Source organism: Pseudaminobacter soli (ex Li et al. 2025), from assembly GCF_003012705.1.
In the GTDB taxonomy this organism is placed as follows: domain Bacteria; phylum Pseudomonadota; class Alphaproteobacteria; order Rhizobiales; family Rhizobiaceae; genus Pseudaminobacter; species Pseudaminobacter soli.
The window spans coordinates 209,792-234,708 of sequence record NZ_PXYL01000003.1; the positions used below are offsets into that span (position 1 = coordinate 209,792).

A 24,917-nucleotide genomic window follows, 5' to 3' on the forward strand; every position below is an offset into this window, starting at 1 on the left:
GTCAGGGCATATTCACCGCCGGAAGCCTGGATTTCCGGCCGTTTTGAAACTCCCTGATTCGGAGTTGCCATGAGCCGGACCGCTTTTTCCCTCGCCGCCGCACTCTTTCTTGCCGCTGGCGCGTCAGCCTTCGCCCAGGACGAAAAACCGACCGTCATCCCCTTTGCCGGCGGCAAGCTGACCATCAAGCAGACAAAGGAGCTCGAAAAGGTCCTCGCCTTCAACGGCAAGGAACTCGCGCACAACTATGTCGTGCTCTACGACCGCACGGTCGAGCTGCAGGGCACCAAGGTGGCGCTGTTTTCGATCGGCGACGGCGGCAATGCCTGCGGGACCTCGACGGTGATCGTCTGGAAGCCCGCCGGCGACCAGCTGAAAACAGAGACGGTGGGCAAGGAATGCGGCTCGCCGCCGGCGGCCGCCACCCAGGACGGCCTCTTCTTCGTGCCCTATCTGCGTCCTGGCGAAACAGCCGAGGTGCAGAGCTGGACGCCCGACCAGGGCCTGCGCGTTTCCGGCGAGCTCGCTTATGTGCCGCAACCCAACACCAGCTGGGCCGACCTCGACCCGGCCAAGGTTACGCACCCTTACGACCTCTTCGCCAACGGCGATTTTTATGAAGCGGCCAAGAAGGTGCTGGGCGACAAGCTGCCCGATGTGGCCCTGGCGCTCTCGGTGTCGGGCGGGCTGGACAGGACCGCCACCGGCGTCTTCTACGGCAGCGGCTGCATTCCGCATTCCTGCGGCGAGGGCAACGGTTTTGTTGCCTTCGACCCGCAGGCCAAAACCGTCTATTTTGCACAGCAGACCGAAACGACGCCCGACGCCTGGCCGCCGCTCGACACCTGGCCGGCCGAAATACGCACGGCAATGACCAGATCCTTCAACCAATAGGTAGGGAGCCAATCCCATGCGCAAATTGATTTCAACCGGGTCGCCTTTTGAAAAGACCGCCGGCTATTCGCGCGCCGTCGTGCAGGGCGACTGGTGTTTTGTCTCCGGCACCACCGGCTACGACTACTCCACCATGACCATGCCGCAAAGCATAGAAGACCAGACCCGCAACTGCCTCGGCACCATCGCCAAGGCGCTGGAGGAGGGCGGCTTCTCGCTCGCCGACGTGGTGCGCGCGCACTACTACATCACCGACCAGCGCTGTGCTGACATCGTGTTCCCGATCCTCGGCGAGATCTTTGGCGAGATCCGGCCGGCGGCGACCATGATCGTCTGCCAGCTCAACAAGCCGGAAATGAAGATCGAGATCGAAGTGACGGCGCTGAAGCGAGCGTGACCCTAAGCGGAGGCAGGCCGTTATCGGCGCCCATGACCGGAGGGAGACTTCCTTAGAGCGTCGCTCCGTACGCTACCGGCATACGCATCGTGCAGACTTCTCCAGGCGGAGCCCAAGTTCCACCGGGACTTTGCGCACTCGGTGACGGTCAGGCGCCTGAGCCACATCCCAGCTTCGAGTTTGCGACAGGGATTCGGATTGGCCAGGGCGGCCTTCATCCGCAGTATTAAGCACACCACAAAAGTAGACCCTAAAGTAGTATATCCCAGAGGCATGCGCAAAAAAGGACTACTTTCAAAACTCGACCCAATAATGCAGGATTTTTCTCATCGAGAGGGGACTTTCCTTATACACTCGCAATAGAGCGATGGGGTCGAGATGCGGATAGCCTTCGTACACGAGTGGCTTGTAACCTATGCCGGTTCCGAGAAGGTATTGTCCGAGATGCTCAAGGACTTCCCGGAAGCGGACTTGTTCTGCCTGGTCGATTTTAGCAATGGGCGATTCAAGCCGCATTTCATGGGAAAGACGTTTCGGACAAGTTTCCTGCAAAAATTCAAAACGCTCTCCGGAATATACAGATATTTGTTTCCATTGATGTCCATTGCGGTCGAGCAATTCGATTTGTCCGGCTATGACATCGTCATCTCGAACAGTCACGCTGTTGCAAAAGGGGTGATCACGGGTCCGGATCAACTGCATATATGCTATTGCTATACACCGATGCGGTATGCCTGGGATCTGCAGCATCAATACCTAAGAGAACAACGTTTCAATGGCAGGCCTCGGGGGGTCGTCGCCAGGGCAGTACTGCACAGAGCCCGCATCTGGGACACAAGGACGGCAAATGGCGTTGACCATTTCATTGCCTGTTCGCAATATATCGGGCGCCGTATCTGGAAGGCCTACCGACGGAACTCGGACGTTATTTATCCCGGCGTGGATACGAACTATTTCCAGATCGGCGGAGCGAAGGGTGATTACTATTTCACCTCATCGCGCATGGTCCCTTACAAGAAGATTCCGTTGATCATCAAGGCCTTCCGGCAGATGCCGGACAAGAAGCTGGTCGTGATCGGCGACGGGCCGCAATACAAGGACGCCTTGAGGGAGGCCGGCCCCAATGTCTCCGTCCTCGGCTATCAGCCGGACGACGTTCTTCTGAAGCACATGCAGGACGCCAAGGCCTTTATTTTCATGGCGGAGGAAGATTTTGGTATCGCCCCGCTGGAAGCGCAAGCCTGCGGCACGCCTGTGCTTGCCTTCGGGCGCGGAGGGGCTTCGGAGACCGTCATCGATGGCGTGACCGGCTTTCATTTCTGGGAGCAAAGCGCTCAGGCCGTCTGCGATGTGGTCGCGAAGTTTGAAAATTCAACCATCACATTCGATCCGACGACGATTCGTCAGCATGCCGAGCGATTTTCCATCGCTCGCTTCCGGACCGAATTCAGGGATCTGGTCATGGCCAAGTGGCAGGCACATAGCCGCGCCAATGCCGGCGTGAAGGAAAGGGCGAAGTATGAAGCGGGCCTTCGTGACAGGGATAACGGGACAGGACGGAGCCTACCTCACCAAGCACCTGCTTGATAAGGGCTACCGAGTCTTCGGCGGACACCGCAGAACGAGCACGCAGAACTTCTGGCGTCTCGTTGAACTCAAGGTAGCCGATCACGAGAATTTCTCGCTCATTGAACATGATCTGACTGATCCTGGCTCGAACATCCGCGCGCTCACGGCCACTGAACCCGACGAGATTTACAATCTGGCAGGTCAGAGCCATGTCGGCGTATCCTTCAAGGAGCCGACGCTGACGGCGCAGATTTCCGCCGTTGGTGCCTTGCAGGTCCTGGAAGCGGTGCACACCGTAAATCCGAAAATTCGGGTTTATCAGGCCTCGTCGTCCGAGATGTTCGGCAAGGTCCAGTCGACCCCTCAAACGGAAGAGACGTTCTTCTACCCCAGGAGTCCCTACGGCGTCGCCAAGCTGTTCGGGCACTGGTCCGTGGTGAACTACCGGGAGTCTTACGGGATCTTTGCAAGCTCAGGCATCCTGTTCAATCACGAGTCGCCCTTGCGTGGGCCGGAATTCGTGACGCGCAAGATCAGCATCGGCGCAGCCCGCATCCGCCTTGGCCTGCAATCGAGCCTGACCTTGGGGAATCTCGACGCCAAGCGTGACTGGGGCTTTGCGGGCGAGTTCGTGGACGGCATGTGGCGCATGCTGCAGGCCGACGAGCCCGACACTTTTGTCCTTGCAACGGGTGTTGCCACGACCGTTCGGGATTTCGCCACCCAATCCTTCGCGGCGGCGGGGATCGATCTTGAGTGGATTGGCACCGGGGACAATGAAGTGGGCCGCTGTTCCGAGACCAAGCGCCATCTCATCCATATCGATCCGGCATTCCGCCGGCCCTCGGAGGTCGATCTGCTGCTGGGTAACCCTGCCAAGGCGAGGCGGATCCTGGACTGGAAGCCCACCACAACGGTGGTGCAGCTCTCTCAGATGATGGTTGCGGCCGACCTCGCCCGTGAAAAGGCGCAGGCCCAACTGGCCCATTGAGGAATCGGCAAGCCGCACGAAAAAACTTCCCTTGCTGCACCAAGCCATTCCGTCTTGCGCGTTGGCCGCGTGGGGTTTAGCAAGGCCGCGGTTCACGGCTTTCCGAAAGGTTTTCTCTGATGGCAACGCGCAAGCTCCTCCTCCTGCCGGGCGACGGCATTGGCCCCGAGGCGATGAACGAAGTCCGCAAGCTCATTGCGGCCATGAATGAAAAATTCGGCAGCGGTTTCGAAACCGAAGAAGGCCTGGTCGGCGGCTCTGCCTATGACGCCCACGGCCAGTCGATCTCCGACGCCGACATGGCGAAGGCCATGGCCGCCGATGCGGTTCTGTTCGGCGCCGTCGGCGGCCCGAAGTGGGCCGACGTGCCCTATGAAGTCCGCCCCGAGGCCGGCCTGCTGCGCCTGCGCAAGGACATGCAGCTGTTCGCCAATCTGCGTCCGGCGATCTGCTATCCGGCGCTGGCTTCGTCCTCGTCGCTCAAGCCCGAGGTGGTCGAGGGTCTCGACATCCTCATCCTGCGCGAACTGACCGGCGGCGTCTATTTCGGCGAGCCCAAGGAGATCATCGATCTCGGCAACGGCCAGAAGCGCGGCATCGACACGCAGGTCTACGACACCTACGAGATCGAGCGCATCACAGGTGTGGCCTTCGAGCTGGCGCGCACGCGCGGCAACAAGGTCACCTCGATGGAAAAGCACAATGTGATGAAGTCGGGCGTGTTGTGGAAGGAAGTGGTCACCCAGACCCACAAGGCCAAGTATGCCGACGTCCAGCTCGAGCACATGCTGGCCGACGCCGGCGGCATGCAGCTGGTGCGCTGGCCCAAGCAGTTCGACGTCATCCTCACCGACAACCTGTTCGGCGACATGCTGTCGGACGTTGCCGCCATGCTCACCGGCTCGCTCGGCATGCTGCCCTCCGCCTCGCTCGGCGCGCCGGATGCCACGACCGGCAAGCGCAAGGCGCTCTATGAGCCGGTGCACGGTTCGGCTCCGGACATCGCGGGCAAGGGCATTGCCAACCCGATCGCCATGATCGCGTCCTTTGCCATGTGCCTGCGCTATTCCTTCAACATGGTGGCCGAGGCCGACCGCCTCGAGGCGGCGATTGCCGCCGTGCTGGACGACGGCCTGCGCACAAAGGACATCATGTCCGAAGGCAAGACCGAGGTCAGCACCACCCAGATGGGCGATGCCATCGTCGCAAAGTTCCTGTCGCTGGCGGCGTGACATGGAGATCGAGGTCCGCTGGGCAACGCTTGACGACGCCCCGGACCTCGCGGTCGTTCTCTGCGAAATGGCCGTTCATTACCGGCAGCCGGAGCTTCCCTTCGAGGTGGCTCTGGCAAAGGCGCGGGGCTGGCTGGCCAGCGAAAGCCCCGCCTATCCGCATTTCGCACTGGCCCATGCCGGCGGAGAGGTCGCCGGCCTTGCCTCGGTCGCGATCGCGCATCCGGGCGTCGATCTCGAAAGGCTGCTGTTCCTGAAGGACCTGTTCGTGCGCAACGGCGCCCGCAACAGCGGGACAGGACAGGCGCTGATCCGTTTCCTTGCCCAGCATTGCCTTGCCGGGGGCATCGGCCGGATCGACCTCACCACCGAGAACTGGAACGAGGGCGCATTGCGCTTCTACGATCGTCTCGGCGCCGAGCGCCACGACCAGAAGATCTTCCTCCGTTTCGGCAGCGATGCGCTTGCAGCGCTTGCTGGCGAAGAAGAACGCTGACGGCGCTTCATTGCTCTTCGCGCTCGATTGACTATTTACGCAAAGTGCGTAAAAGCAGCGGCGAACAGGGAACCCTCCGATGCGCGGCCATTTTTCGGCTTTCTTCGCATTCGATTTCCCCGGCCATGATGCGAACCATCGGGCCGGGCGCGGAGACGCATCCCTGCTTTCGACCAAAACTACGGCCAAAAAAACGACCACTACGGTCTGATTTCCCTTGGCCTGCTCACCCTCTCCCGGGTCTGGCCCGGGGGTGAAGAGCCCGCAACGGCCGGCGGGCTTTCTCCAAGAAGCGAGCGGAGAGGGACAGGAGTAATCTCAAGATGGGTTTCAAGGTAGCGATCGCTGGCGCCACGGGCAATGTGGGCCGGGAAATGCTCAATATCCTCGAGGAACGCGGCTTTCCCGCCGATGAGGTGGTGCCGCTGGCCTCCCGCCGCAGCCAGGGCACCGAAGTGTCCTATGGCGACAAGACGCTGAAGGTGAAGGCGCTCGACACCTATGACTTCTCCGACACCGACATCTGCCTGATGTCGGCCGGCGGCAACGTCTCCAAGGAATGGTCGCCCAAGATCGGCAAGCAGGGCTGCGTCGTCATCGACAACTCCTCGGCCTGGCGCTACGACGCCGAAGTGCCGCTGATCGTGCCGGAAGTAAACCCGGATGCGATTGCCGGCTTCTCCAAGAAGAACATCATCGCCAACCCGAACTGCTCGACCGCCCAGCTCGTCGTCGCGCTGAAGCCGCTGCACGACAAGGCCAAGATCAAGCGCGTCGTGGTCTCCACCTACCAGTCCGTCTCGGGCGCCGGCAAGGAAGGCATGGACGAGCTCTTCACCCAGACCCGCGCCGTCTTCGTCGCCGATCCGGTCGAGGCCAAGAAGTTCACCAAGCGCATCGCCTTCAACGTCATCCCGCACATCGACGTGTTCATGGAAGACGGCTACACGAAGGAAGAGTGGAAGATGATGGCCGAGACCAAGAAGATGCTCGACCCCAAGATCAAGCTGACCGCCACCGCCGTTCGCGTGCCGGTGTTCATCGGCCACTCGGAAGCCGTCAACGTCGAGTTCGAAAACCCGATCACGCCGGACGAGGCGCGCGACATCCTGCGCGAGGCGCCGGGCTGCCTGGTCGTCGACAAGCATGAGAACGGCGGCTACATCACCCCGATCGACGCCGCCGGCGAAGATGCCACCTACATCTCGCGCATCCGCGAGGACGCGACCGTCGAGAACGGCCTTGCCATGTGGGTCGTCTCCGACAACCTGCGCAAGGGTGCGGCGCTGAATGCCGTGCAGATCGCCGAGCTTCTGGTCGCGCGCGGCCTGATCACGCCGAAGAAGAAGGCGGCCTGATCGCTATCCTGTACCCGCAGCGCGCCTGACCCGGCGCGCTGCTCGCTTCAAAACCGGCGATTTATTGAAGCATGGATCTTGTCCGAAAAGTCTGCAACTTTTCGGGATCATGCTCTGAAGCGCCGGTTTTCTCGTTTCCCAAGCCGCGAAATCCGTGGTTTGCCTTGACTCTGCCCTCGTTTTCCTATCTACACGCCGGCAATTCCGCGACGAGTAGATCACTCCGAGCAGCCGACCGGGACCCATAGCGGTATAGACGATCCCGGAGGTCAACACCCGGCAGCGCGATGCGCCCCCGGGTGCCATACGGCTTTGGGCATTGCTCGAATGCTTGGCTCTTGGCCGCGGAACCATTACCTCTGGCGGGGAAACCAGTCAGAGACAGAAGGAAGAACGATGTTCGATTCGCTGCAAGAGCGACTTGGCTCCATTCTCAACGGCCTGACCGGCCGTGGCGCGCTGTCGGAAGCCGACGTTTCGGCTGCCCTGCGCGAGGTGCGCCGTGCCCTCATCGAGGCCGACGTGGCGCTGGAGGTCGTTCGTTCCTTCGTCGACCGCGTGCGCGAGAAGGCCGTCGGCGCGACCGTGCTGAAGTCGATCAAACCCGGCCAGATGGTCGTCAAGATCGTCCATGACGAGCTGATCGAGATGCTGGGCGCCGAGGGCGTCGCCATAGATCTCAACGCGCCCGCCCCGGTCGTGGTCATGATGGTCGGCCTGCAGGGCTCGGGCAAGACCACTACCACCGCCAAGATCGCGAAGCGGCTGACCGAGCGCCAGGGCAAGAAAGTGCTCATGGCCTCGCTCGACACGCGCCGCCCGGCCGCGCAGGAGCAGCTGCGCCAACTCGGCGAGCAGACCAAGGTCGCCACGCTCCCCATCATCGCCGGCCAGACGCCGGTCGACATCGCCAAGCGCGCCGTGCAGGCTGCCAAGCTTGGCGGCCATGACGTCGTCATCCTCGATACCGCCGGCCGTACGCATATCGACGAGCCGCTGATGGTCGAGATGGCCGACATCAAGAAGGCCTCGAACCCGCACGAAATCCTGCTCGTCGCCGACAGCCTCACCGGTCAGGACGCCGTCAACCTCGCTAAGAACTTTGACGAGCGCGTCGGCATCAGCGGCCTGGTGCTGACCCGCATGGACGGCGACGGCCGCGGCGGTGCGGCCCTTTCCATGCGCGCCGTCACCGGCAAGCCGATCAAGCTCATCGGCACCGGCGAGAAGATGGACGGGCTGGAGGAGTTTTATCCCAAGCGCATCGCCGACCGCATCCTCGGCATGGGCGACATCGTCAGCCTCGTCGAGAAGGCCGCCGAAACCATCGACGCGGAAAAGGCCGCGGCGATGGCCAAGAAGATGCAGTCGGGCAAATTCGACCTGAACGACCTCGCCGACCAGCTCGGCCAGATGCAAAAGATGGGCGGCATGGGCGGCATCATGGGAATGATGCCCGGCATGGGCAAGATGAAGGACCAGATCGCCGCCGCCGGCTTCGACGACAAGATGTTCGGACGCCAGCTCGCCATCATCTCCTCGATGACCAAGGCCGAGCGCGCCAACCCGGACATGCTCAAGCACAGCCGCAAGAAGCGTATCGCCGCCGGCTCCGGCACCGACGCGGCCGAGATCAACAAGCTCTTGAAAATGCATCGCCAGATGGCCGACATGATGAAGGCCATGGGCGGCAAGGGCAAAGGCGGCGGCTTGATGCGCGGCCTGATGGGCGGCATGGCGCAGAAGATGGGCCTTGGCGGTCTCGCTGGTGGGATGGGCGGGATGCCCGACCTCTCCAAGATGGACCCCAAGCAGCTCGAAGCGCTTAAGAAGCAGGCAGAGGCCGCCGGCCTCGGCAAAGGCCTGCCGGGCGGTCTTCCCGGTCTCGGCAATGGCGGCGGGCTTCCAGGCCTGCCCGGCGGCATGAAGCTGCCCGGCCTTGGCGGCGGACTTCCGGGCCTGGGCAAGAAGAAGTGAATGCTGCGATGAACGAAGCCGACGTGAAAAACCTGCTTTCCCAGTATCGCGCCTCGATCGACAATATCGATGCAGCGCTGGTCCATATGCTGGCCGAGCGCTTCCGCTGCACCCAGGCGGTGGGCGTGCTGAAGGCCACCCACGGCCTGCCGCCGGCAGACCCGGCGCGTGAGCAGACCCAGATCGCACGCCTGCGCCGACTTGCCGACGAGGCGCAGCTCGACCCCGATTTCGCGGAAAAGTTTTTGAACTTCATCATCCGCGAAGTGATCCGCCATCACGAAGCGATCGCTGCTTCGTCGAACGGCACCGAGAATTCCGCCGCATCGAGCGGCGGCCAACAGACCAGCTGAACAGAACGAACCCTAGGAGAACAAAATGTCGTTGAAGATCCGTCTGGCCCGTGCGGGCTCCAAGAAGCGCCCCTACTACCACATCGTCATCGCCGACGTGCGCAGCCCGCGCGACGGCCGTTTCATCGAGACGATCGGCGCCTGGAACCCGATGCTGCCCAAGGACGGCGAGCGCGTGAAGCTCGACGCCGACCGCGCCAAGCACTGGCTGTCCAACGGCGCCCTGCCGACCGACCGCGTTGCCCGCTTCCTGGCCGACGCTGGCCTTGCCACGCGCGAAGCCCGCAGCAACCCGACCAAGGGCGAGCCGGGCAAGAAGGCGCAGGAACGCGCTGCCGCGATCAAGGCTGCCCAGGAAGCCGCTGCTGCTGCCCTGGCCGCCGCTCAGGAACCCTCGGCCGAGTAATCTCTCGGCTTCGGCTGGAATTGCAGACGGCGGGTTTTTGGCCCGCCGTTTTCATTTCCGGCATCATCGGAAACTTGTCCGGCTCCGGCGCTCGTCGCCGGTGCCCGCACGTCCACCTCCACAGCGTCTGAAATCATGATTCGCATCGAAAACGTCAGCAAGCAAAGCAGCCACCGGCTTCTGTTCATCGAGGCCTCCGCGACCCTGCAGAAGCAGGAGAAGATCGGCCTGGTCGGCCCCAACGGCGCGGGCAAGACGACGCTGTTCCGCATGATCAATGGCGAGGAACTGCCCGACGAGGGCCAGGTTTCGACCGAGCGCGGCATCACCATCGGCTATTTCAACCAGGACGTCGGCGAGATGGCCGGCCGCAGCGCGGTTGCCGAAGTGATGGAAGGTGCGGGCCCGGTAAGCGAGGTGGCCGCCGAGCTGCGTGAGCTCGAATCTGCCATGGTCGACCCCGACCGCGCCGACGAACTTGACGCGGTTATCGAACGCTATGGCGAGGTGCAGGCCCGCTACGAGGAGCTGGACGGCTATTCGCTCGACGGCCGCGCCCGCGAGGTGCTGGACGGGCTCGGCTTCAGCCAGGAGATGATGGACGGCGATGTCGGCGACCTTTCGGGCGGCTGGAAGATGCGCGTGGCGCTCGCCCGCATCCTGCTGATGCGGCCCGACGTGATGCTGCTCGACGAGCCCTCGAACCATCTCGACATCGAAAGCCTGATCTGGCTGGAGGAATTCCTGAAGGGCTATGACGGCGCGCTTTTGATGACCTCGCACGACCGCGCCTTCATGAACCGCATCGTCAACAAGATCATCGAGATCGATGGCGGCTCGCTGACCAGCTATTCCGGCGACTATGAGTTCTACGAGCAGCAGCGCCAGCTTGCCGACAAGCAGCAGCAGGCGCAGTTCGAGCGCCAGCAGGCCATGCTCGCCAAGGAGATCAAGTTCATCGAGCGCTTCAAGGCGCGCGCTTCGCATGCCTCGCAGGTGCAAAGCCGCGTGAAGAAGCTGGAGAAGATCGACCGCGTCGAGCCACCCAAGCGCCGCCAGACCGTGAGCTTCGAGTTCCAGCCGGCGCCGCGCTCGGGCGAGGACGTTGTCACGCTCAAGGATGTGCACAAGCGCTATGGCAGCAAGGTCATCTATGAGGGGCTGGACTTTCAGGTCCGCCGCAAGGAACGCTGGTGCATCATGGGCATCAACGGGGCGGGCAAGTCCACGCTTTTGAAGCTGGCCGCGGGAACCTCCGAGCCGGATCAGGGAACGGTGACGCGCGGCCCCAGCGTCAAGATGGGCTATTTCGCCCAGCACGCCATGGACCTGCTGGACGGCGACTTGACCGTGTTCGAGCAGCTGGAACACAGTTTCCCGCAGGCAGGGCAGGCGCCGCTGCGCGCGCTTGCCGGCTGCTTCGGCTTCTCCGGCGACGAGATGGAGAAGAAGTGCCGGGTGCTTTCGGGCGGCGAGAAGGCGCGCCTCGTCATGGCGATCATGCTGTTCGATCCGCCCAACCTCCTGGTGCTGGACGAGCCGACCAACCACCTCGACATCGCCACCAAGGAAATGCTGATCGAAGCGCTGTCGCGCTACGAGGGCACGATGCTCTTCGTCTCGCACGACCGCCATTTCCTGGCAGCACTTTCAAATCGCGTGCTGGAACTGACGCCCGACGGCATCCACACCTATGGCGGCGGCTATACGGAATATGTCGAGCGCACGGGTCAGGAAGCCCCCGGCCTGCGGCACTGAACGGCTTCTTTCACACGACCCAAAGTAATCGGGGACGGCATTGCCGTCCCCGCTCTGTTTCAGGTGGCCTCGCGCACTTCGATCCGAGCCGCCTTGCGCGTCGCACGGACGAAAGCGGCGATGAAGACCACCGTCAGCAGCACCACGATGGTCGGCGCAGGGGCACTGTCGATGAAGAACGACAGATAGACGCCGAAGAAGGACGCCAGCACAGCGACAACCACCGAAAGCATCAGCATCCCGCTGAAGGTCCTGGACAGCAGGAAGGCGATTGCGCCAGGGGCGATCAGCATGGCGATGGCCAGAATGATGCCGACGGCCTTGAGAGCCCCAACGATGGTGAGCGACAGGATCGACAACAGACCATAGTGCAGCAGCCGCACCGGCAGGCCGATGGCCCGTGCCTGCGCCGGATCGAAGGCGTGCAGCAACAGGTCGCGCCATTTGACGAGGAGAATGCCGACCACGAGTGCGGCGATGACGCCGGTCTCGACGATATCGCCCCAGCTCACGCCCAGCATGTCGCCGAACAGGATGTGGTCGAGATGCACGTCCGTCTCGATCTTGACGTAGAGCACCATGCCAAGCCCGAACATGCCGGAAAACACCACGCCCATGACGGTGTCCTGCTTGATGCGGCTGTTTTCCTTGAGAAAGCCCGTGGCGAGCGCGCAGGCCATGCCGGCGGCGAAGGCGCCGAGCGCCAGCGGCAGGTTGACGATATAGGCCAGCACCACGCCGGGCAGGATGGCGTGGCTGATCGCGTCTCCCATCAGCGACCAGCCCTTGAGGACGAGGAAGCAGGACAGGAGTGCGGCGGGCACGGCCACCAGCACCGAGATGATCAGCGCATTGACCATGAAGCCGAACTGGAACGGCGTGAGCAGCGCGTCGGTGAAGCTCATAGGCCGGCCTCCAGGGCTTGTGCCGCGCGCCGTCGGGCGGCGAGCATGCCGTGCTTGGGCGCGAGGAAGAAGACGACAAGGAAGATCGCCGTCTGCAGCACCACGATGACGCCGCCGGTCGCCCCGTCGAGGAAATAGCTGACATAGGCGCCGACGAAGCTGGTGACCGCCCCGATGACGACGGCGATGGCGAGCAGGCGCGGAAAGCGGTCGGTCAGCAGATAGGCGGTGGCGCCCGGCGTCACCACCATGCAGATGACCAGGAACGCGCCGACCGTCTGCAGCGCCGCCACGGTGGAGGCGGAGAGCAGCGTGAAGAACATGATTTTCAGCAGCGGCGGGTTGAGGCCGATCGAGCGCGCATGGCTCTCGTCGAAGAAGGTGACCATGAGGTCCTTCCATTTGACCAGCAGGATGGCCAGCGACGCGAAGCCGATGACGGCAAGCTGGAGCGTATCCTCCGGCGTGATCGCCAGGATGTTGCCGAGCACGATGGTCTGGATGTTCACCGAGGTGGGCGACAGCGACACCATGAACAGGCCAAGCCCGAAGAAGGACGAGAAGATCAGGCCGATGATGGCGTCTTCCTTGAGCTTGGTGCGCTGGTTGAGGAAGAGCATCGCCGCCGCGGCCATGCCGCCCGAGAAGAAGGCGCCGATGGAGAAGGGCAGGCCCAGCATGTAGGCGCCGGCCACCCCCGGCACGATTGCGTGCGAAAGCGCGTCGCCAATCAGCGACCAGCCCTTCAGCATCAGATAGGCCGACAGGAAGGCGCAGACGCCCCCGACCAACGCCGAAACCCACATGGCATTCACCATGTAGCCGTAGCCGAACGGCTCAAGCATGACGGACATCACCCCTGGCCTCCATTCGGGCCGGACACTTGCGCAACCGGCCTGTCGCCGCGCAGAACCAGCGGGCGCTCGTCGTCGGTGATCACGCCGACGGACTGAGACCTGTCCGCCTCGTTCAGCACGAAATGGCGCAGCACGCCGCCGAAGGTCCGTTCGAGATTGGCCTGGGTGAAAATCTCCTCGGTCAGACCATGGGCGAGCACGGTGCGGTTGAGCAGCACGGTGCGGTCGCAGAATTCCGGCACCGAGCCGAGATTGTGCGTGGAGACGAGCATCACGCGGCCCTCGTCGCGCAGCGAGCGCAAGAGCTTGATGATGGCGTCTTCGGTCTTGACGTCGACGCCGGTGAAGGGCTCGTCGAGCAGGATGACGCGCCCGTCCTGGGCCAGCGCGCGCGCGAGGAAGACGCGCTTCTTCTGCCCACCCGACAGCTCGCCGATCTGGCGCTTGCGGAAGTCGCTCATGTTGACGCGGGCAAGCGCGGCCGACACCGCCTCATGGTCGGCACGGCGGGGAATGCGCATCATGCCCATATGGCCGTAGCGCCCCATCATCACCACGTCCTCGACCAGAACGGGGAAATTCCAGTCGACGTCCTCGCTCTGCGGCACGTAAGCGACGAGGTTCTGCTTCAGCGCCCGGCCCACCGGCTGGCCGAGGATGGAGATTTCCCCATGTGCCAGCCGGACAAAACCCATGATGGCCTTGAACAACGTCGACTTGCCCGAGCCGTTGACGCCGACCAGCGCGGCGATAGTGCCGGTGGGGATCGCGAAGCTGGCGTCGCGCAGCGCCGTGTGGCCGTTGCGGTAGGTGACCGTCGCGTTCCTTACCGCGAGGCCTAGCCCCGCATCTTTCGATGCGGGGCTGAAGGTGGCTGCACGCACATTCATTGCGTGAGCCCCTTGGCAATCGTGCCGGAGGTCACGCGCAGAAGGTCGATATAGGTGGGCACCGGGCCGTCGGCTTCGGTAAGCGAATCGACATAGAGCACGCCGCCATATTTCGCGCCGGTCTCACGCGCCACTTGCCTGGCGGGCTTGTCGGAGATCGTGCTTTCCGAGAAGACGACGGTGATGGCGTTCTTCCTCACCGCGTCGATCACCTTGCGCACCTGCTGCGGCGTGCCCTGCTGGTCGGCGTTGATCGGCCACAGATAGAGCTCCTTCAGCTCGAAATCGCGGGCCAGATAGCTGAAGGCGCCTTCGCTCGAAACCAGCCAGCGCTTGTCCTCGGGGATGGCGGAAAGCTCGGCCCGGATCGGATCGATTGCCGCGTTGATCTTGGCCTTGTAGGCTTCGGCATTGGCCTTGTAGGTCGCGGCATTGGCCGGATCGTACTTCACGAAGGCGTCGCGGATGTTGTCGACATAGATCAGCGCCGCCGACGGCGACATCCACGCATGCGGGTTGGGCTTGCCGGTGTAGGGGCCCTCGACAATGCCCATGGGCTCGACGCCTTCGGAGACGACGGCACTCGGAACATCCTTCAGGTTCTGGAAGAACTTTTCGAACCAGAGTTCGAGGTTGAGGCCGTTCCACAGGACGAGCTGCGCGCCCTGCGCCTTCTGGATGTCGCCCGGAGTGGGCTGGTAGTTGTGGATCTCAGCATCGGGCTTGGTGATCGATTCCACGATCGCGGCATCGCCGGCCACGTTCTGCGCCATGTCGGCAATGACGGTGAAGGTCGTCACCGCCTTGAATTTTTCCTGAGCCGTTGCCGGTGCAGCCATGAGGACGGCGGCAAGGGCGCTTCCTACCATGCCGGCGAGAACCGAGCGCCTGAGCTTGTCGAACACATTTTTCTCCTTCTTGCGATTGCTTCTCAACTGCGGCTGTAAGGCACCTAGCTAAAGATTGCAATTGCAATTCGTTTGCAAAAAGACTTGACGGAAACCCCAGCTCTCATATCCTCAGCTGCAAATCGTTCGCAGGGAAGAGGACCAAAATCCGATGAAACAAGGTGCGGCCAGTTCCAGCGCTGCCGATCCCGGACCGGGCAGGCCTGAAGGCTGTTCCACAACAATCGCCTGTCACCCCATCGGATGATCCAATGCTTCTCGTTCCCGAAGAAACCCGAAAACGATTGCTAGCCGAACGCGCGTTGCCCCGCGCATCAGAGCCCGAGGTCGAGCAGAGACTGAAAGACGCCGGGTTGCGCCCCACCCGGCAGCGCGTCGCGATCGGCCGGCTGCTGTTTGGCTCCGCGCATCGCCATGTGACGGCGGACGACCTGCTCCAGGAAGCGAACTTCGCCGGCGAGATGCTGTCGCTCGCGACCATCTACAACACGCTCGGCCATTTCAGCGAAGCAGGGCTTATTCGCCGGATCAGCGTCGACGACGAGCGGGCCCATTTCGACACCGACACCGGCAACCATCATCATTTCTACATCGAGGCGGAGGGGCTGGTGCTCGACGTTGCGCCCGGCGGGATCGCGGTGGAGCGATTGCCCACTCCGCCGGAGGGTTACGAGATCACCAGGGTCGATGTCGTCGTGCGGCTGACGCAAGTGCAACCCGAGCCGCCCGCCGGGCAGGCAATGCCTGACAGCGGGCCTCGAAGTCTGCGCTGAAGCCCGCTTTGCCGGATCAGGCCTGAAAGTGAGGCGAGCCGGCGCCCTTTTCGGCCTTCAGCAGTTCGACAAAGTCACTCCTCCTTGCCGGGTCCCGCCGGTGGCGAATACACCAACAAGAACTGCCACACCGCGTAGCCGGCGAAGCAGAGAGCGATGACGCCCCAACTCGGCGCGCCGGTGACGAATTCGAGGGCGGCCCATGCAAGGCAGACGACCACCAGCGCGATACGCCGCCACAGCGGCCGGAAGAAGGGATGTTGGGAATCCTTGGTCAAATCGGGCCAGCCTCGGTGCGGGGAACTTCGGGTTACAACCGACACCTTCGACGGTTTTGCCGGTGCGATCAAGCGGCGGGAAAGCCTTGCGTCTCGAGCATCTAGGCGGCGTCGGTGGTCACTCACATCGGTTCCTGTGGCCGACCTCGGCCATCGGCAAAATCGTCGCTGATCATCAGGCGATGACGATTTCCGATGGAAAGACTCTCACCATTTCCAAATCAATCGTGGCATGAAAGATGGACGTCGAAGAACGTTGGAATGCGGCTTTCACCGGAGGGTCTAGCGAAGTGCGAAACAGAATGATTTGCGGAACCGCGTTTCATACGCCGGTGCGCGGCAAGCTCGAAATTCTGGAAGGCGTGCTGATCTCGGTCGATGGCGCCGGGCGCATCGCGGAAATCATCAGCCCCCAAAACCCTGACTTTGCGGAGGCAAAGACGCGCGCGGAGGCTGAGGGCAGGCTTCTGGAGCTGCCGGCAAACCAGGTTCTCCTGCCCGGGCTGGTGGACCTGCACATCCATGCGCCGCAATGGCCGCAGCTAGGGAAGGCGCTGGACGTTCCGCTCGAAGTCTGGCTGCAGAAATACACTTTTCCACTTGAGGCCCGTTATTCCGACCTCGGCTTCGCCCGCGAGATATATGCGGATCTGGTCGCGGGGCTTCTGGCGAACGGCACCACCACGGCGGTGTATTTTGCCACCATCCACATGGAGGCCTCGCTGGCGCTCGCCCAGACATGCCTCGAAAAGGGGCAACGGGCCTTTGTCGGCAAGGTCGCCATGGACGACCCCGACCAGTGCCCGGATTTTTATCGCGACAAGGACGCGGCCACGGCGCTGGACGAAATGCGCCGCTTCATCGACGCCGTCAGGGAGCTTTCACCGGCGAACGATCCGCTCGTGCGGCCGGTCATTACCCCGCGTTTCATCCCGAGCTGCACGGATGAGCTTCTGCAAGGGCTGGGCAAGCTCGCCGCGGAGACGGGCTGCCTCATCCAGACCCATTGTTCGGAGAGCGATTGGGAAAAGGATTTTGTCAAAGCCCGCTTCGGCAAGACCGATACGGAAGTGCTTGCCGATTTCGGCCTGCTCCGGGAGCACACGATCCTTGCCCACTCCAACTTCGTCACCGATGGCGATCTGGACCTGATCCGCGAGCGGGGGGCCGCGGTGGCGCATTGCCCGCTGTCCAACATCTATTTCGCCAATGCGGTGTTCCCGCTGCGCGCGGCGCTCGACCGCAATGTCCGCGTCGGCCTCGGCAGCGATATTTCCGGCGGGCACAGCCCGTCGATCCTCGACGGCTGCCGGCACACACTGATGGCCGCGCGGGCGCGGCAGGGTGGGGTAGACCCGGCGCTGTCGCCTGCCGACCGCGGCGTCGCTCATTCGCAGATTACGGTGGCCGAGGCGTTCTGGCTGGCCACGGCCGGCGGCGGGGAGGCGCTGGGCCTGAAGGTCGGCAAGTTCGAGCCGGGCCATCAGTTCGACGCCCTGCTGATCGACCAGGACGCTCCGGGCTCCAACATCCGGACATGGCCGGAGCTGGACAGCCCGGAAGACGTGTTCCAGAAAATCGTGCTGAACGCCATGCGCGCCAATATCAAGCGCATTTGGGTCAGCGGCGATTATGTCGGCCGATCGGACTGACCGGCCGACGGACGCGGGTACCTAACGCCGACGCAGATTGACGATAACTACGCCGCCCAGAGCCAGCACCCCGCCGATGAGGCCGAGCAGTCCCGGCACCTCGCCGAGCCACACAAAGCCGATGAGGGTCGCGACCGGCGGCACGCAGTACAGAAAGTTCGAGGCGCGCGAGGCGGGCAGGCGCGACAGCGCCACCGCCCAGCTGGCATAGGCGATCAGGCTCGGCACAATGCCGAGATAGATCGCGGCGCCCAGCGCCTGAGTGTTCGCAGTCGATGCCTGGGCAAGTGCGCTGGGCAGGGCCGGCGCCAGGCAGATCCCGCCGATCACCATGTTCCAGGCGGCGACGGTGAGGGGGCTGTGGCGCGCAAACAGCGGCTTTTGCACGACCGTGTTGATGGTAGTGCAGAGCGCCCCGCCAAGGATGAAGAGGGCGCCCTGGTTGATCTCGAAACCCTGGCCTTCGCCCAGAGCAATGATGCCCACGCCGGCAAAGGACAGGAAAGTGCCGACCCAAGCTGCGCCAGAAAAGCGCTCGCCAAGCGTGACCGTCGCTAGAATGGCGGTGAGGATCGGGCTGACATTGATGATGAAGCTGGCGGCGCCGGCCGAGACGGTCTGCTCGCCGATGTTGAGCAGCACGGTGTAGAGCGCAACGAAGAGCACGCCGCCGCAGACGAAACGCCAGGCCTCCTTGACGCGCGGCAAAGGCGGGCGCGTGACGAGCAGGAAGATCGCGGCCGGCACCGCAGCGATGCCGAAACGCATCGCGCCGAGCTCCAGCGGACCGAAGGCGGCAAGCCCCGCGCGGATGGCCGGAAAGGCGGAAGCCCAGGAAAGGACCGTGATCGCCACGGCCGCGGCGGTGACGGCGCCAGCGGGACGGCTGCTCTCTGAAACTGCTGTGTTGATGCTCATGATACGGCCTCGTCTGATACGCGTCATAAAAAGCGCCACGCGAGCTGATTGACAATCGAATAAATCGGCGTTCTGCTGTGAGTATGGATCACAGCTCGAACCCAATCCTGCCGCTTGAGACACTGCGCGCTTTCGAGGCCGCGGCGCGCACGGGCAGCTTTTCCGCCGCCGCCGACAAGCTGAACCTCACCCATGGCGCGATCAGCCGGCAGATCGCCAAGCTGGAAAACTGGCTCGGCTCGCGCCTTTTCGAGCGCGGCGCGCGCGGCGTGTCGCTGACGCCGGAGGGCCAGCGCCTCTACCTGCGCACATCCGAAGCCTTTGCGCTGATCGCCAACACCACCGAGCGCTGGAGCGAGCCGCGCGGCGCGGCCGTGGTGCGGCTGACCTCCATCCCGTCCATCGCCAGCCTCTGGCTGATGCCGCGGCTGTCGGCACTGGAACAAGGCTCGACCCAGCTGCGCATCGTGCTCGACGTGGACAACCATCAGGTCGACCTCGCCGAGGAAGGCATGGACCTGTCGGTGCGTTGCGGGCGAGGGCGCATCCCAGGCCGCGTCTCGCTGCAGCTTTTCGAGGAATGGTGCTTTCCCATCGCTTCGCCGCAGCTGGCGAAGGACATCGGGCAAGGGGCGACGGAGCGGCTGCTGGAATTTCCGTTGATCCACGATTCCGACGCATCTGGCTGGCGCGCCTGGTTCGGCGCCCAGGGGATCGACTATCGTCCGCGCGCGCAGGATCGGCGCTTTGAAGACTACAACCTGGTGCTCGATGCGGCGGCCTATGGGCTCGGCATCGCGCTGGCGCGGCCGCCGCTGACGGTGAACCAGCTTGCCAGCGGCCGGATCGTCCGGGTCGACCAGGGCGAGGTCTTGAACCCGGTGGCTTATTGGCTCGACCGCCCCACCGGCACGCCGCGGCCGGCGGCGGCCGAGCTGGCGCGACGCATCGCCCGCGAGGCGGGTGTGGAGGCCGACACAGTGGAGGCCTTCTTGCAGGCAACTGCCTGAGGCAGCCTCCGCCGAACGAACCTGCTCCTGTAACGAGCCCGCCCGGAACGGAATTTCTCATCCGCCGATGGATCGTGGCAATTCCGTCGCTGGCTTAATGCCCGGCCATATCGATAATCGCGATATTCGATTAGTCTCGTCGACAATTTCGGTCATCAGCACGTCGAATGCCGGCCCTGGAGAGGGGGCGGACGTCAACCTCAATGGAGCATGTGATGTCAGATTTCAGGATTTCCCGGCGCGGCGTTCTGGCCGGTTCTGCCTTCTTGCTTGCCTCGACCGCCCTGCCGGGCACGCTGTGGGCGCAGACGCCGACCAAGGGCGGACGGCTGATCGTGGCGTCGGATTCGGAGCCGCGCAATCTCAACCCGGCGATCGTCGCCTCCAACGGCGTGTTCTTCATCGCCAGCAAGGTGATCGAGCCGCTGGCCGAAGCTTCCTTTGACAGCAAGGACGGGCTGGAGCCGCGCCTGGCGGTCAGCTGGGAAGGCTCGGAAGACGGGCGTAGCGTCACCTTCAAGCTGCGCGAGAACGTGACCTGGCATGACGGCAAGCCCTTCACTTCGGCCGACGTCGCCTTCTCAGCACTGCAGGTGTGGAAACCGCTGCAGAATCTCGGCCGCGTCGTGTTCAAGGATCTTGAGGCAGTCGACACGCCTGACGCGCACACCGCCGTGTTCCGCTTCTCCAAGCCCACGCCCTTCCAGCTCATCCGCAATGCGCTGCCGGCGCTCACCAGCGTTGTCGCCAAGCACATCTACGAAGGCAGCGACATCGCCGAAAACCCGGCTAACACCGCACTCGTCGGCACCGGGCCGTTCAAGCTCGCCGAGCACAAGGCCGGCGAATATTACCGGCTGGAGCGCAACGACAAATATTGGGGCGAGGGCGAGCCACATCTCGACGAGATCGTCTATCGCGTGCTGCCCGACCGCGCAGCGGCCGCCGGCGCGCTGGAGGCGGAGGAAATCCACCTTGCCGCCTTCTCGGCCGTGCCGCTGGCCGACTTGGCTCGCATCTCCAAGGTGCCGGGCATCGAGGTGGTGACAAAAGGCTATGAGGGTCTCACCTACCAGCTGGTGGTCGAGATCAACCACCGCCGCAAGGAGCTGGCCGACCTCAAGGTGCGCCAGGCCATCGCGCATGCCATCGACAAGGACTTTGTCGTCAAGACGGTCTTCCTCGGCTATGCCGCGCCCGCGACCGGGCCGGTGCCGCAGAACGACAAGCAGTTCTATACCAAGGACGTACCGGCCTATGCCTTCGACCCGGCCAAGGCCAATGCGCTGCTCGACGAGGCCGGCTACAAGCGCGACGCCAACGGCACCCGTTTCAAGCTGAAGCTCCTGCCCGCGCCCTATTTCAACGAGACAAAACAGTTCGGCGACTATCTGCGCCAGGCGCTCGCCGCCATCGGCATCGACGCCCAGATCGTCAACAACGACGCGGCCGCGCATCAGAAGGCGGTCTACACCGACCACGATTTCGACCTGGCGGTCGCGCCGCCGGTGTTCCGCGGCGATCCGGCCATCTCCACCACCATCCTGGTGCAGAGCGGCATTCCGGACGGTGTGCCCTTCTCCAACCAGGGCGGCTACAAGAACGCAGAGATCGACGCGCTGATCGAGAAGGCCTCCGAAACCATCGATGCCGAAGCCCGCACCGGGCTCTACCGCGAGTTCCAGAAGAAGGTGGTGGAAGACCTGCCGCTCATCAACGTGGCCGAATGGAGCTTTATCACCGTCGCCCGCGACACGGTGAAGAACGTCTCCAACAATCCGCGCTGGGCGGTGTCGAACTGGGCGGACACCTATCTCGAAACATGACATCATCGGGCAATTCGTTTCCCGAGGATATGTGACGAGACGTGAGACGCGCCTTGCTCCTCCTGCGCCGGCGGCTGATCGGCGCCATTCCGGTGCTGCTGATCGTCGTCATCGGCACCTTCCTGCTGCTTGAGGCGGCGCCTGGCGACGCGGTCGACGCCTATGTCGGCATGACCGGCGGCGACGCCGGGCTGATCGCCGAGTTGCGCCAGACGTGGGGGCTCGACCAGCCGGCGCTGGCGCGGCTCGCGGCCTATTTCTGGTCGCTGGCGCATCTAGATCTCGGCTATTCGGTCACCTTCTCGCGGCCGATCCGCGACGTGATCCTGGAACGGCTGCCCAACACGCTGCTTCTGATGGGCAGCGCCACCGCGCTCTCCTTCGGCGTCGGCTCGTTGCTCGGCATCGCCGCCGGCGCGCGGCCGGGCAGCTTTCGCGACAGGTTTCTCTCCATCGGTCCGCTGGCGCTTTACGCCGTGCCGGGCTTCTGGCTCGGGCTGGTCCTGACCGTGCTGTTTTCGGTGCAGCTACGCTGGTTTCCTTCGAGCGGCATCGAGACCATCGCCTCGGGGAAGACCGGCGTTTCGCGCGCGCTCGACATCGCGCAGCATCTGGTGCTGCCGGTGACGGCGCTCGGCATCATCTATCTGGCGCTCTATCTGCGCGTCATGCGCGCCGGCATGGCCGAAATCTGGCGCATGGATTTTGTGCTGGCCGCGCGCGCCAAGGGCATTTCGCGCCGGCGCATCGTCTGGCGGCATGTCGCCCGCAATGCGCTTTTGCCGCTCGTCACCATTCTTGGCCTGCAATCGGCAGCCATGCTGGGCGGCAGCGTGGTGATCGAAAGCGTGTTTTCCATTCCCGGCCTCGGCCGGCTGGCGCAGGAGGCGGTCGGCTCACGCGACACGCCGCTGCTGCTCGGCATCATCCTGGTCAGCGCCGTGCTGGTCATCCTCATCAATCTCGTGGTCGACATGCTATATGCCGTGCTCGACCCGCGCGTCGGCGCAAGCGAGGAGAGCTCATGAGTTTGTTGCGCCGCTTCCTGCGCACGCCCGAGGCGGTGGCCGGCGCGCTGATCCTCGCTGCACTTGTCGCCATGGCGCTGGCGGCACCGCTGCTGTTCCCCCGCGATCCGCTTTCGATCGCTGGCCCTGCGCTTTTGCCACCCTTCCAGGACTGGTCGCTGCCGCTCGGCACCGACCGGCTCGGCCGCGACGTGCTAGCCGAACTATTTCACGGCGCGCGCACCTCGATTGCCGTCGGCCTCGCGGCAGCGGCGACCTCCATCGCCATCGGCGCGACCGTCGGCACCTTGGCCGGCTTTGCCGGCGGCCTGACCGACGAGGTGTTGATGCGCATCACCGATGCCTTCCAGACCGTGCCGGGCTTTCTGCTCGCGCTGGCCTTCGTCAGCGTCGTCGGGCCGTCGCTGGCCGTGGTGGTGATCGCGATTGCGCTCGGCGCCTGGACCGGCCCGGCGCGCGTCGCCCGCGCCGAAGTGCTGTCGATCCGCGAACGCGACTATGTCGCGAGCGCCCGCGTGATCGGCATGCATCCGCTGGAGATCGCCTTCCGCGAGGTGCTGCCCAACGCGCTGCCGCCGGTGCTAGCGCTGTCGTCCATCATCGTCGCAGCCGCCATCCTTGTCGAAGCAGCACTATCCTTCCTCGGCCTGGGCGACCCCAACCGCGTGACCTGGGGCGGCATGATCGCCGAGGGCCGCGCCGTGCTGCGCTCGGCACCCTTCCTGTCGATCATCCCCGGTATCGCACTCGTGCTCACCGTGCTCGGCGTCTATCTCGCCGGCGAAGGTTTTGTCGAAGCCTCCGCGGCAAGGAAGCGCCAGTCATGAGCGTGCGTCTCACTGTCGAAAAGCTGGGCGTCAGCTATCGCGGCGACGGCCGCGAGACCGAGGTGCTGAAGGATGTCTCCTTCGAGCTCCGGGCCGGCGAGCGGCTGGCCATCATCGGCGAAAGCGGCTCGGGCAAGAGTACACTGGCGCTCGCCATTGCCGGCCTGCTGCCGCCCGGGTCGCGCGTCGACGGCGACGTCCGCTGGCCGGAACTCGAGCGTCGGCCAGTCAATGGCCGCGACCTCGGTTTTGTCTTCCAGGACCCGTCCTCCAGCCTCAACCCGGTGCTGACCATCGGCGAGCAGATCGCCGAGGTGGCGCGCGCGCATCTCGGCAGGAGTTGGCGGGAGGCTTATGAACACGCCGAAATGCTGCTCGGTCGTGTGCACCTGCCCGATCCGGCCTCGGCGCTGAGGGCATTCCCGCACCAGCTTTCCGGCGGTCAGCGCCAGCGCGTGGCGATTGCCGAGGCGATTGCGGCACGGCCGGGCCTACTGATCGCCGACGAGGCAACCAGCGCGCTCGACACCATCGTGCAGGCCGAGATCGTGCGGCTGCTCGAGGAACTGGTGGCCGAGGACGGCATGTCGCTCCTGTTCATCAGCCACGACATCGCACTCGCCAGCCAAATCGCCGACCGGATCGCGGTGTTCCGCCATGGGCGGCTGGTCGAGATAGGCGATGCGGGGCAGATCGTCGATGCGCCGCGCGAGGCCTACACCAAAAGCCTGCTCGCCGCGCATATGGGGCTCGACACGCCGTCGCTGCTGGCGCCAGAGGCTGTCGCATGACCGCGCCGCTTCTCGCAGCCACCAACCTGCGCAAGCGCTTCGACAGCCGCGGCCGCGCCGTCGCCGCGCTGGACGATGTCAGCTTCGAGGTCGCGCCGGGCGAGACGCTGGCGCTGGTCGGCCCCTCAGGCAGCGGCAAGACCACCGCCGCGCGCGCTTTGATGCGGCTGACCGAACTCGATGGTGGCGAAATCTGCTTCGACAGCGAGGACCTTCTGGCGCTCAAGGGCGCTCGGCTCCGCGCCGTCCGCGCCCGGCTGCAAATGGTGTTCCAGGACCCGCGCGCCGCCTTCAACCCGCGCGCGACCGTCGCGCGGGTGCTGGACGATCCGCTGCGCATCCATGGCATCGTGCCGCGCGCGGAGCGGCCGGAGGCGATCGCGCAGCTTCTGCAACGCGTCGGCCTGTCGCCCGATCTCGCCACCCGCGCGATCCACGAGATTTCTGGCGGCCAGCGCCAGCGCGTTGCGATCGCCCGCGCCATTGCCACGCGTCCGCGGCTGATCGTGCTGGACGAGGCGGTGTCGGCGCTCGACGTTTCCGTGCGCGGGCAGATCCTCGAGCTGCTGCTCGACCTTCAACGCTCGCAAGACATCGCATATCTGTTCATCTCGCACGATCTCGGCGTGGTGCGCGCCATCGCCCATCGCGTCGCCATCATGGACAAGGGCCGGATCGTGGAGACAGGCAAAGCCGCCGAAGTGATCGCCAACCCGCAGTCCTCTACCGGGCGGGCGCTCGTGGCGGCTGCGCCGAAGCTCAGGCACGGCGCCTGAAGCGAGCTCTCGAAGCTTTGCGTTTTGTCCGCGCGCGCGGGCGTGCT

General features: G+C 64.0%; 25 protein-coding genes. 19 read left to right on the forward strand and 6 right to left on the reverse strand.

Features of this window, described 5'->3' with window-relative positions:
- The first annotated feature begins 69 nt into the window (after positions 1 to 69).
- The 11 genes from C7I85_RS07200 to C7I85_RS07250 all read left to right on the forward strand — a co-directional run bounded on the left by C7I85_RS07200 (position 70) and on the right by C7I85_RS07250 (position 11,431).
- Complete coding sequence (locus C7I85_RS07200; RefSeq protein WP_106723289.1) at positions 70 to 894, forward strand: hypothetical protein; 825 nt, start codon at positions 70 to 72, stop codon at positions 892 to 894.
- Between the two features lie 16 nt (positions 895 to 910).
- Positions 911 to 1,291 carry a RidA family protein gene (locus C7I85_RS07205; RefSeq protein WP_106723290.1) on the forward strand — a complete coding sequence of 127 codons (381 nt, stop codon included), beginning with the start codon at positions 911 to 913 and terminating at the stop codon, positions 1,289 to 1,291.
- 444 nt (positions 1,292 to 1,735) lie between these two features.
- Positions 1,736 to 2,878, forward strand: coding sequence for a glycosyltransferase (locus C7I85_RS07210; RefSeq protein ID WP_245444858.1), 1,143 nt, complete (start codon positions 1,736 to 1,738; stop codon positions 2,876 to 2,878).
- A complete protein-coding gene (gene gmd, locus C7I85_RS07215) occupies positions 2,811 to 3,851 on the forward strand; it encodes a GDP-mannose 4,6-dehydratase (RefSeq protein ID WP_106723292.1) in 1,041 nt (346 codons plus the stop codon). The genes C7I85_RS07210 and gmd overlap by 68 nt, the downstream gene beginning before the upstream one ends.
- 119 nt (positions 3,852 to 3,970) lie before the next feature.
- Positions 3,971 to 5,083: a 3-isopropylmalate dehydrogenase gene (leuB, locus tag C7I85_RS07220; protein WP_106723293.1), complete on the forward strand. Its 1,113-nt coding sequence runs from the start codon at positions 3,971 to 3,973 to the stop codon at positions 5,081 to 5,083.
- A gap of 1 nt (position 5,084) precedes the next feature.
- On the forward strand, positions 5,085 to 5,579 hold the full coding sequence (locus C7I85_RS07225; RefSeq protein WP_106723294.1) for a GNAT family N-acetyltransferase: 495 nt from the start codon (positions 5,085 to 5,087) through the stop codon (positions 5,577 to 5,579).
- A 323-nt stretch (positions 5,580 to 5,902) separates the two neighbouring features.
- On the forward strand, positions 5,903 to 6,937 hold the full coding sequence (locus C7I85_RS07230) for an aspartate-semialdehyde dehydrogenase (RefSeq protein WP_106723295.1): 1,035 nt from the start codon (positions 5,903 to 5,905) through the stop codon (positions 6,935 to 6,937).
- A 396-nt stretch (positions 6,938 to 7,333) separates the two neighbouring features.
- Entirely contained in the window at positions 7,334 to 8,914 is a 1,581-nt protein-coding gene (gene ffh, locus C7I85_RS07235) for a signal recognition particle protein (protein ID WP_106723296.1), read from the forward strand.
- Between the two features lie 8 nt (positions 8,915 to 8,922).
- Positions 8,923 to 9,267, forward strand: coding sequence for a chorismate mutase (locus C7I85_RS07240; protein WP_106723579.1), 345 nt, complete (start codon positions 8,923 to 8,925; stop codon positions 9,265 to 9,267).
- Between the two features lie 25 nt (positions 9,268 to 9,292).
- Positions 9,293 to 9,673, forward strand: coding sequence for a 30S ribosomal protein S16 (gene rpsP, locus C7I85_RS07245; RefSeq protein ID WP_106723297.1), 381 nt, complete (start codon positions 9,293 to 9,295; stop codon positions 9,671 to 9,673).
- Between the two features lie 135 nt (positions 9,674 to 9,808).
- Positions 9,809 to 11,431 carry an ABC-F family ATP-binding cassette domain-containing protein gene (locus C7I85_RS07250; RefSeq protein WP_106723298.1) on the forward strand — a complete coding sequence of 541 codons (1,623 nt, stop codon included), beginning with the start codon at positions 9,809 to 9,811 and terminating at the stop codon, positions 11,429 to 11,431.
- Between the two features lie 59 nt (positions 11,432 to 11,490).
- Here the strand turns inward: C7I85_RS07250 and C7I85_RS07255 are convergent, their stop codons facing one another.
- Genes C7I85_RS07255 through C7I85_RS07270 form a run of 4 tightly spaced genes read right to left on the reverse strand, consistent with a single transcriptional unit; the run spans position 11,491 to position 14,952 of the window.
- The gene (locus C7I85_RS07255) at positions 11,491 to 12,336 is read right to left on the reverse strand and encodes a metal ABC transporter permease (RefSeq protein ID WP_106723299.1); all 846 of its coding nucleotides are present in this window, start codon (positions 12,334 to 12,336) and stop codon (positions 11,491 to 11,493) included.
- Positions 12,333 to 13,190 (reverse strand): metal ABC transporter permease, encoded by an 858-nt coding sequence (locus C7I85_RS07260; protein WP_146148841.1) that lies wholly within the window; start codon positions 13,188 to 13,190, stop codon positions 12,333 to 12,335. The genes C7I85_RS07255 and C7I85_RS07260 overlap by 4 nt, the downstream gene beginning before the upstream one ends.
- Positions 13,190 to 14,083 (reverse strand): manganese/iron ABC transporter ATP-binding protein, encoded by an 894-nt coding sequence (locus C7I85_RS07265; protein ID WP_106723301.1) that lies wholly within the window; start codon positions 14,081 to 14,083, stop codon positions 13,190 to 13,192. The genes C7I85_RS07260 and C7I85_RS07265 overlap by 1 nt, the downstream gene beginning before the upstream one ends.
- Positions 14,080 to 14,952, reverse strand: coding sequence for a metal ABC transporter substrate-binding protein (locus C7I85_RS07270; RefSeq protein ID WP_106723580.1), 873 nt, complete (start codon positions 14,950 to 14,952; stop codon positions 14,080 to 14,082). The genes C7I85_RS07265 and C7I85_RS07270 overlap by 4 nt, the downstream gene beginning before the upstream one ends.
- A 290-nt stretch (positions 14,953 to 15,242) precedes the next feature.
- Between C7I85_RS07270 and irrA the strand changes: the two genes are divergently transcribed.
- On the forward strand, positions 15,243 to 15,764 hold the full coding sequence (gene irrA / locus C7I85_RS07275) for an iron response transcriptional regulator IrrA (RefSeq protein ID WP_106723302.1): 522 nt from the start codon (positions 15,243 to 15,245) through the stop codon (positions 15,762 to 15,764).
- Between the two features lie 74 nt (positions 15,765 to 15,838).
- Here irrA and C7I85_RS07280 read toward each other — a convergent pair whose 3' ends face one another.
- On the reverse strand, positions 15,839 to 16,042 hold the full coding sequence (locus tag C7I85_RS07280) for a hypothetical protein (RefSeq protein ID WP_106723303.1): 204 nt from the start codon (positions 16,040 to 16,042) through the stop codon (positions 15,839 to 15,841).
- Positions 16,043 to 16,344: 302 nt separating this feature from the next.
- On the opposite strand from C7I85_RS07280, the gene guaD reads away from it, so the two are divergent.
- Positions 16,345 to 17,694 (forward strand): guanine deaminase, encoded by a 1,350-nt coding sequence (guaD, locus tag C7I85_RS07285; RefSeq protein ID WP_106723304.1) that lies wholly within the window; start codon positions 16,345 to 16,347, stop codon positions 17,692 to 17,694.
- Between the two features lie 21 nt (positions 17,695 to 17,715).
- Here guaD and C7I85_RS07290 read toward each other — a convergent pair whose 3' ends face one another.
- Complete coding sequence (locus C7I85_RS07290; RefSeq protein WP_106723305.1) at positions 17,716 to 18,612, reverse strand: DMT family transporter; 897 nt, start codon at positions 18,610 to 18,612, stop codon at positions 17,716 to 17,718.
- A gap of 83 nt (positions 18,613 to 18,695) precedes the next feature.
- Here C7I85_RS07290 and C7I85_RS07295 point away from each other — a divergent pair, with 83 nt between their 5' ends.
- From C7I85_RS07295 to C7I85_RS07320, 6 genes are all read left to right on the forward strand, one after another.
- Positions 18,696 to 19,622: a LysR family transcriptional regulator gene (locus tag C7I85_RS07295; protein ID WP_106723306.1), complete on the forward strand. Its 927-nt coding sequence runs from the start codon at positions 18,696 to 18,698 to the stop codon at positions 19,620 to 19,622.
- 215 nt (positions 19,623 to 19,837) lie between these two features.
- Positions 19,838 to 21,448 (forward strand): ABC transporter substrate-binding protein, encoded by a 1,611-nt coding sequence (locus tag C7I85_RS07300; RefSeq protein WP_106723581.1) that lies wholly within the window; start codon positions 19,838 to 19,840, stop codon positions 21,446 to 21,448.
- A 41-nt stretch (positions 21,449 to 21,489) separates the two neighbouring features.
- A complete protein-coding gene (locus C7I85_RS07305) occupies positions 21,490 to 22,476 on the forward strand; it encodes an ABC transporter permease (RefSeq protein ID WP_106723307.1) in 987 nt (328 codons plus the stop codon).
- Positions 22,473 to 23,303, forward strand: a complete 831-nt coding sequence (locus C7I85_RS07310; RefSeq protein WP_106723308.1) for an ABC transporter permease — start codon at positions 22,473 to 22,475, stop codon at positions 23,301 to 23,303. Before C7I85_RS07305 ends, C7I85_RS07310 begins: the two co-directional genes overlap by 4 nt.
- Entirely contained in the window at positions 23,300 to 24,094 is a 795-nt protein-coding gene (locus C7I85_RS07315) for an ABC transporter ATP-binding protein (RefSeq protein ID WP_106723309.1), read from the forward strand. The genes C7I85_RS07310 and C7I85_RS07315 overlap by 4 nt, the downstream gene beginning before the upstream one ends.
- Positions 24,091 to 24,870 carry an ATP-binding cassette domain-containing protein gene (locus C7I85_RS07320; RefSeq protein ID WP_106723310.1) on the forward strand — a complete coding sequence of 260 codons (780 nt, stop codon included), beginning with the start codon at positions 24,091 to 24,093 and terminating at the stop codon, positions 24,868 to 24,870. Before C7I85_RS07315 ends, C7I85_RS07320 begins: the two co-directional genes overlap by 4 nt.
- Positions 24,871 to 24,917 lie beyond the last annotated feature (47 nt).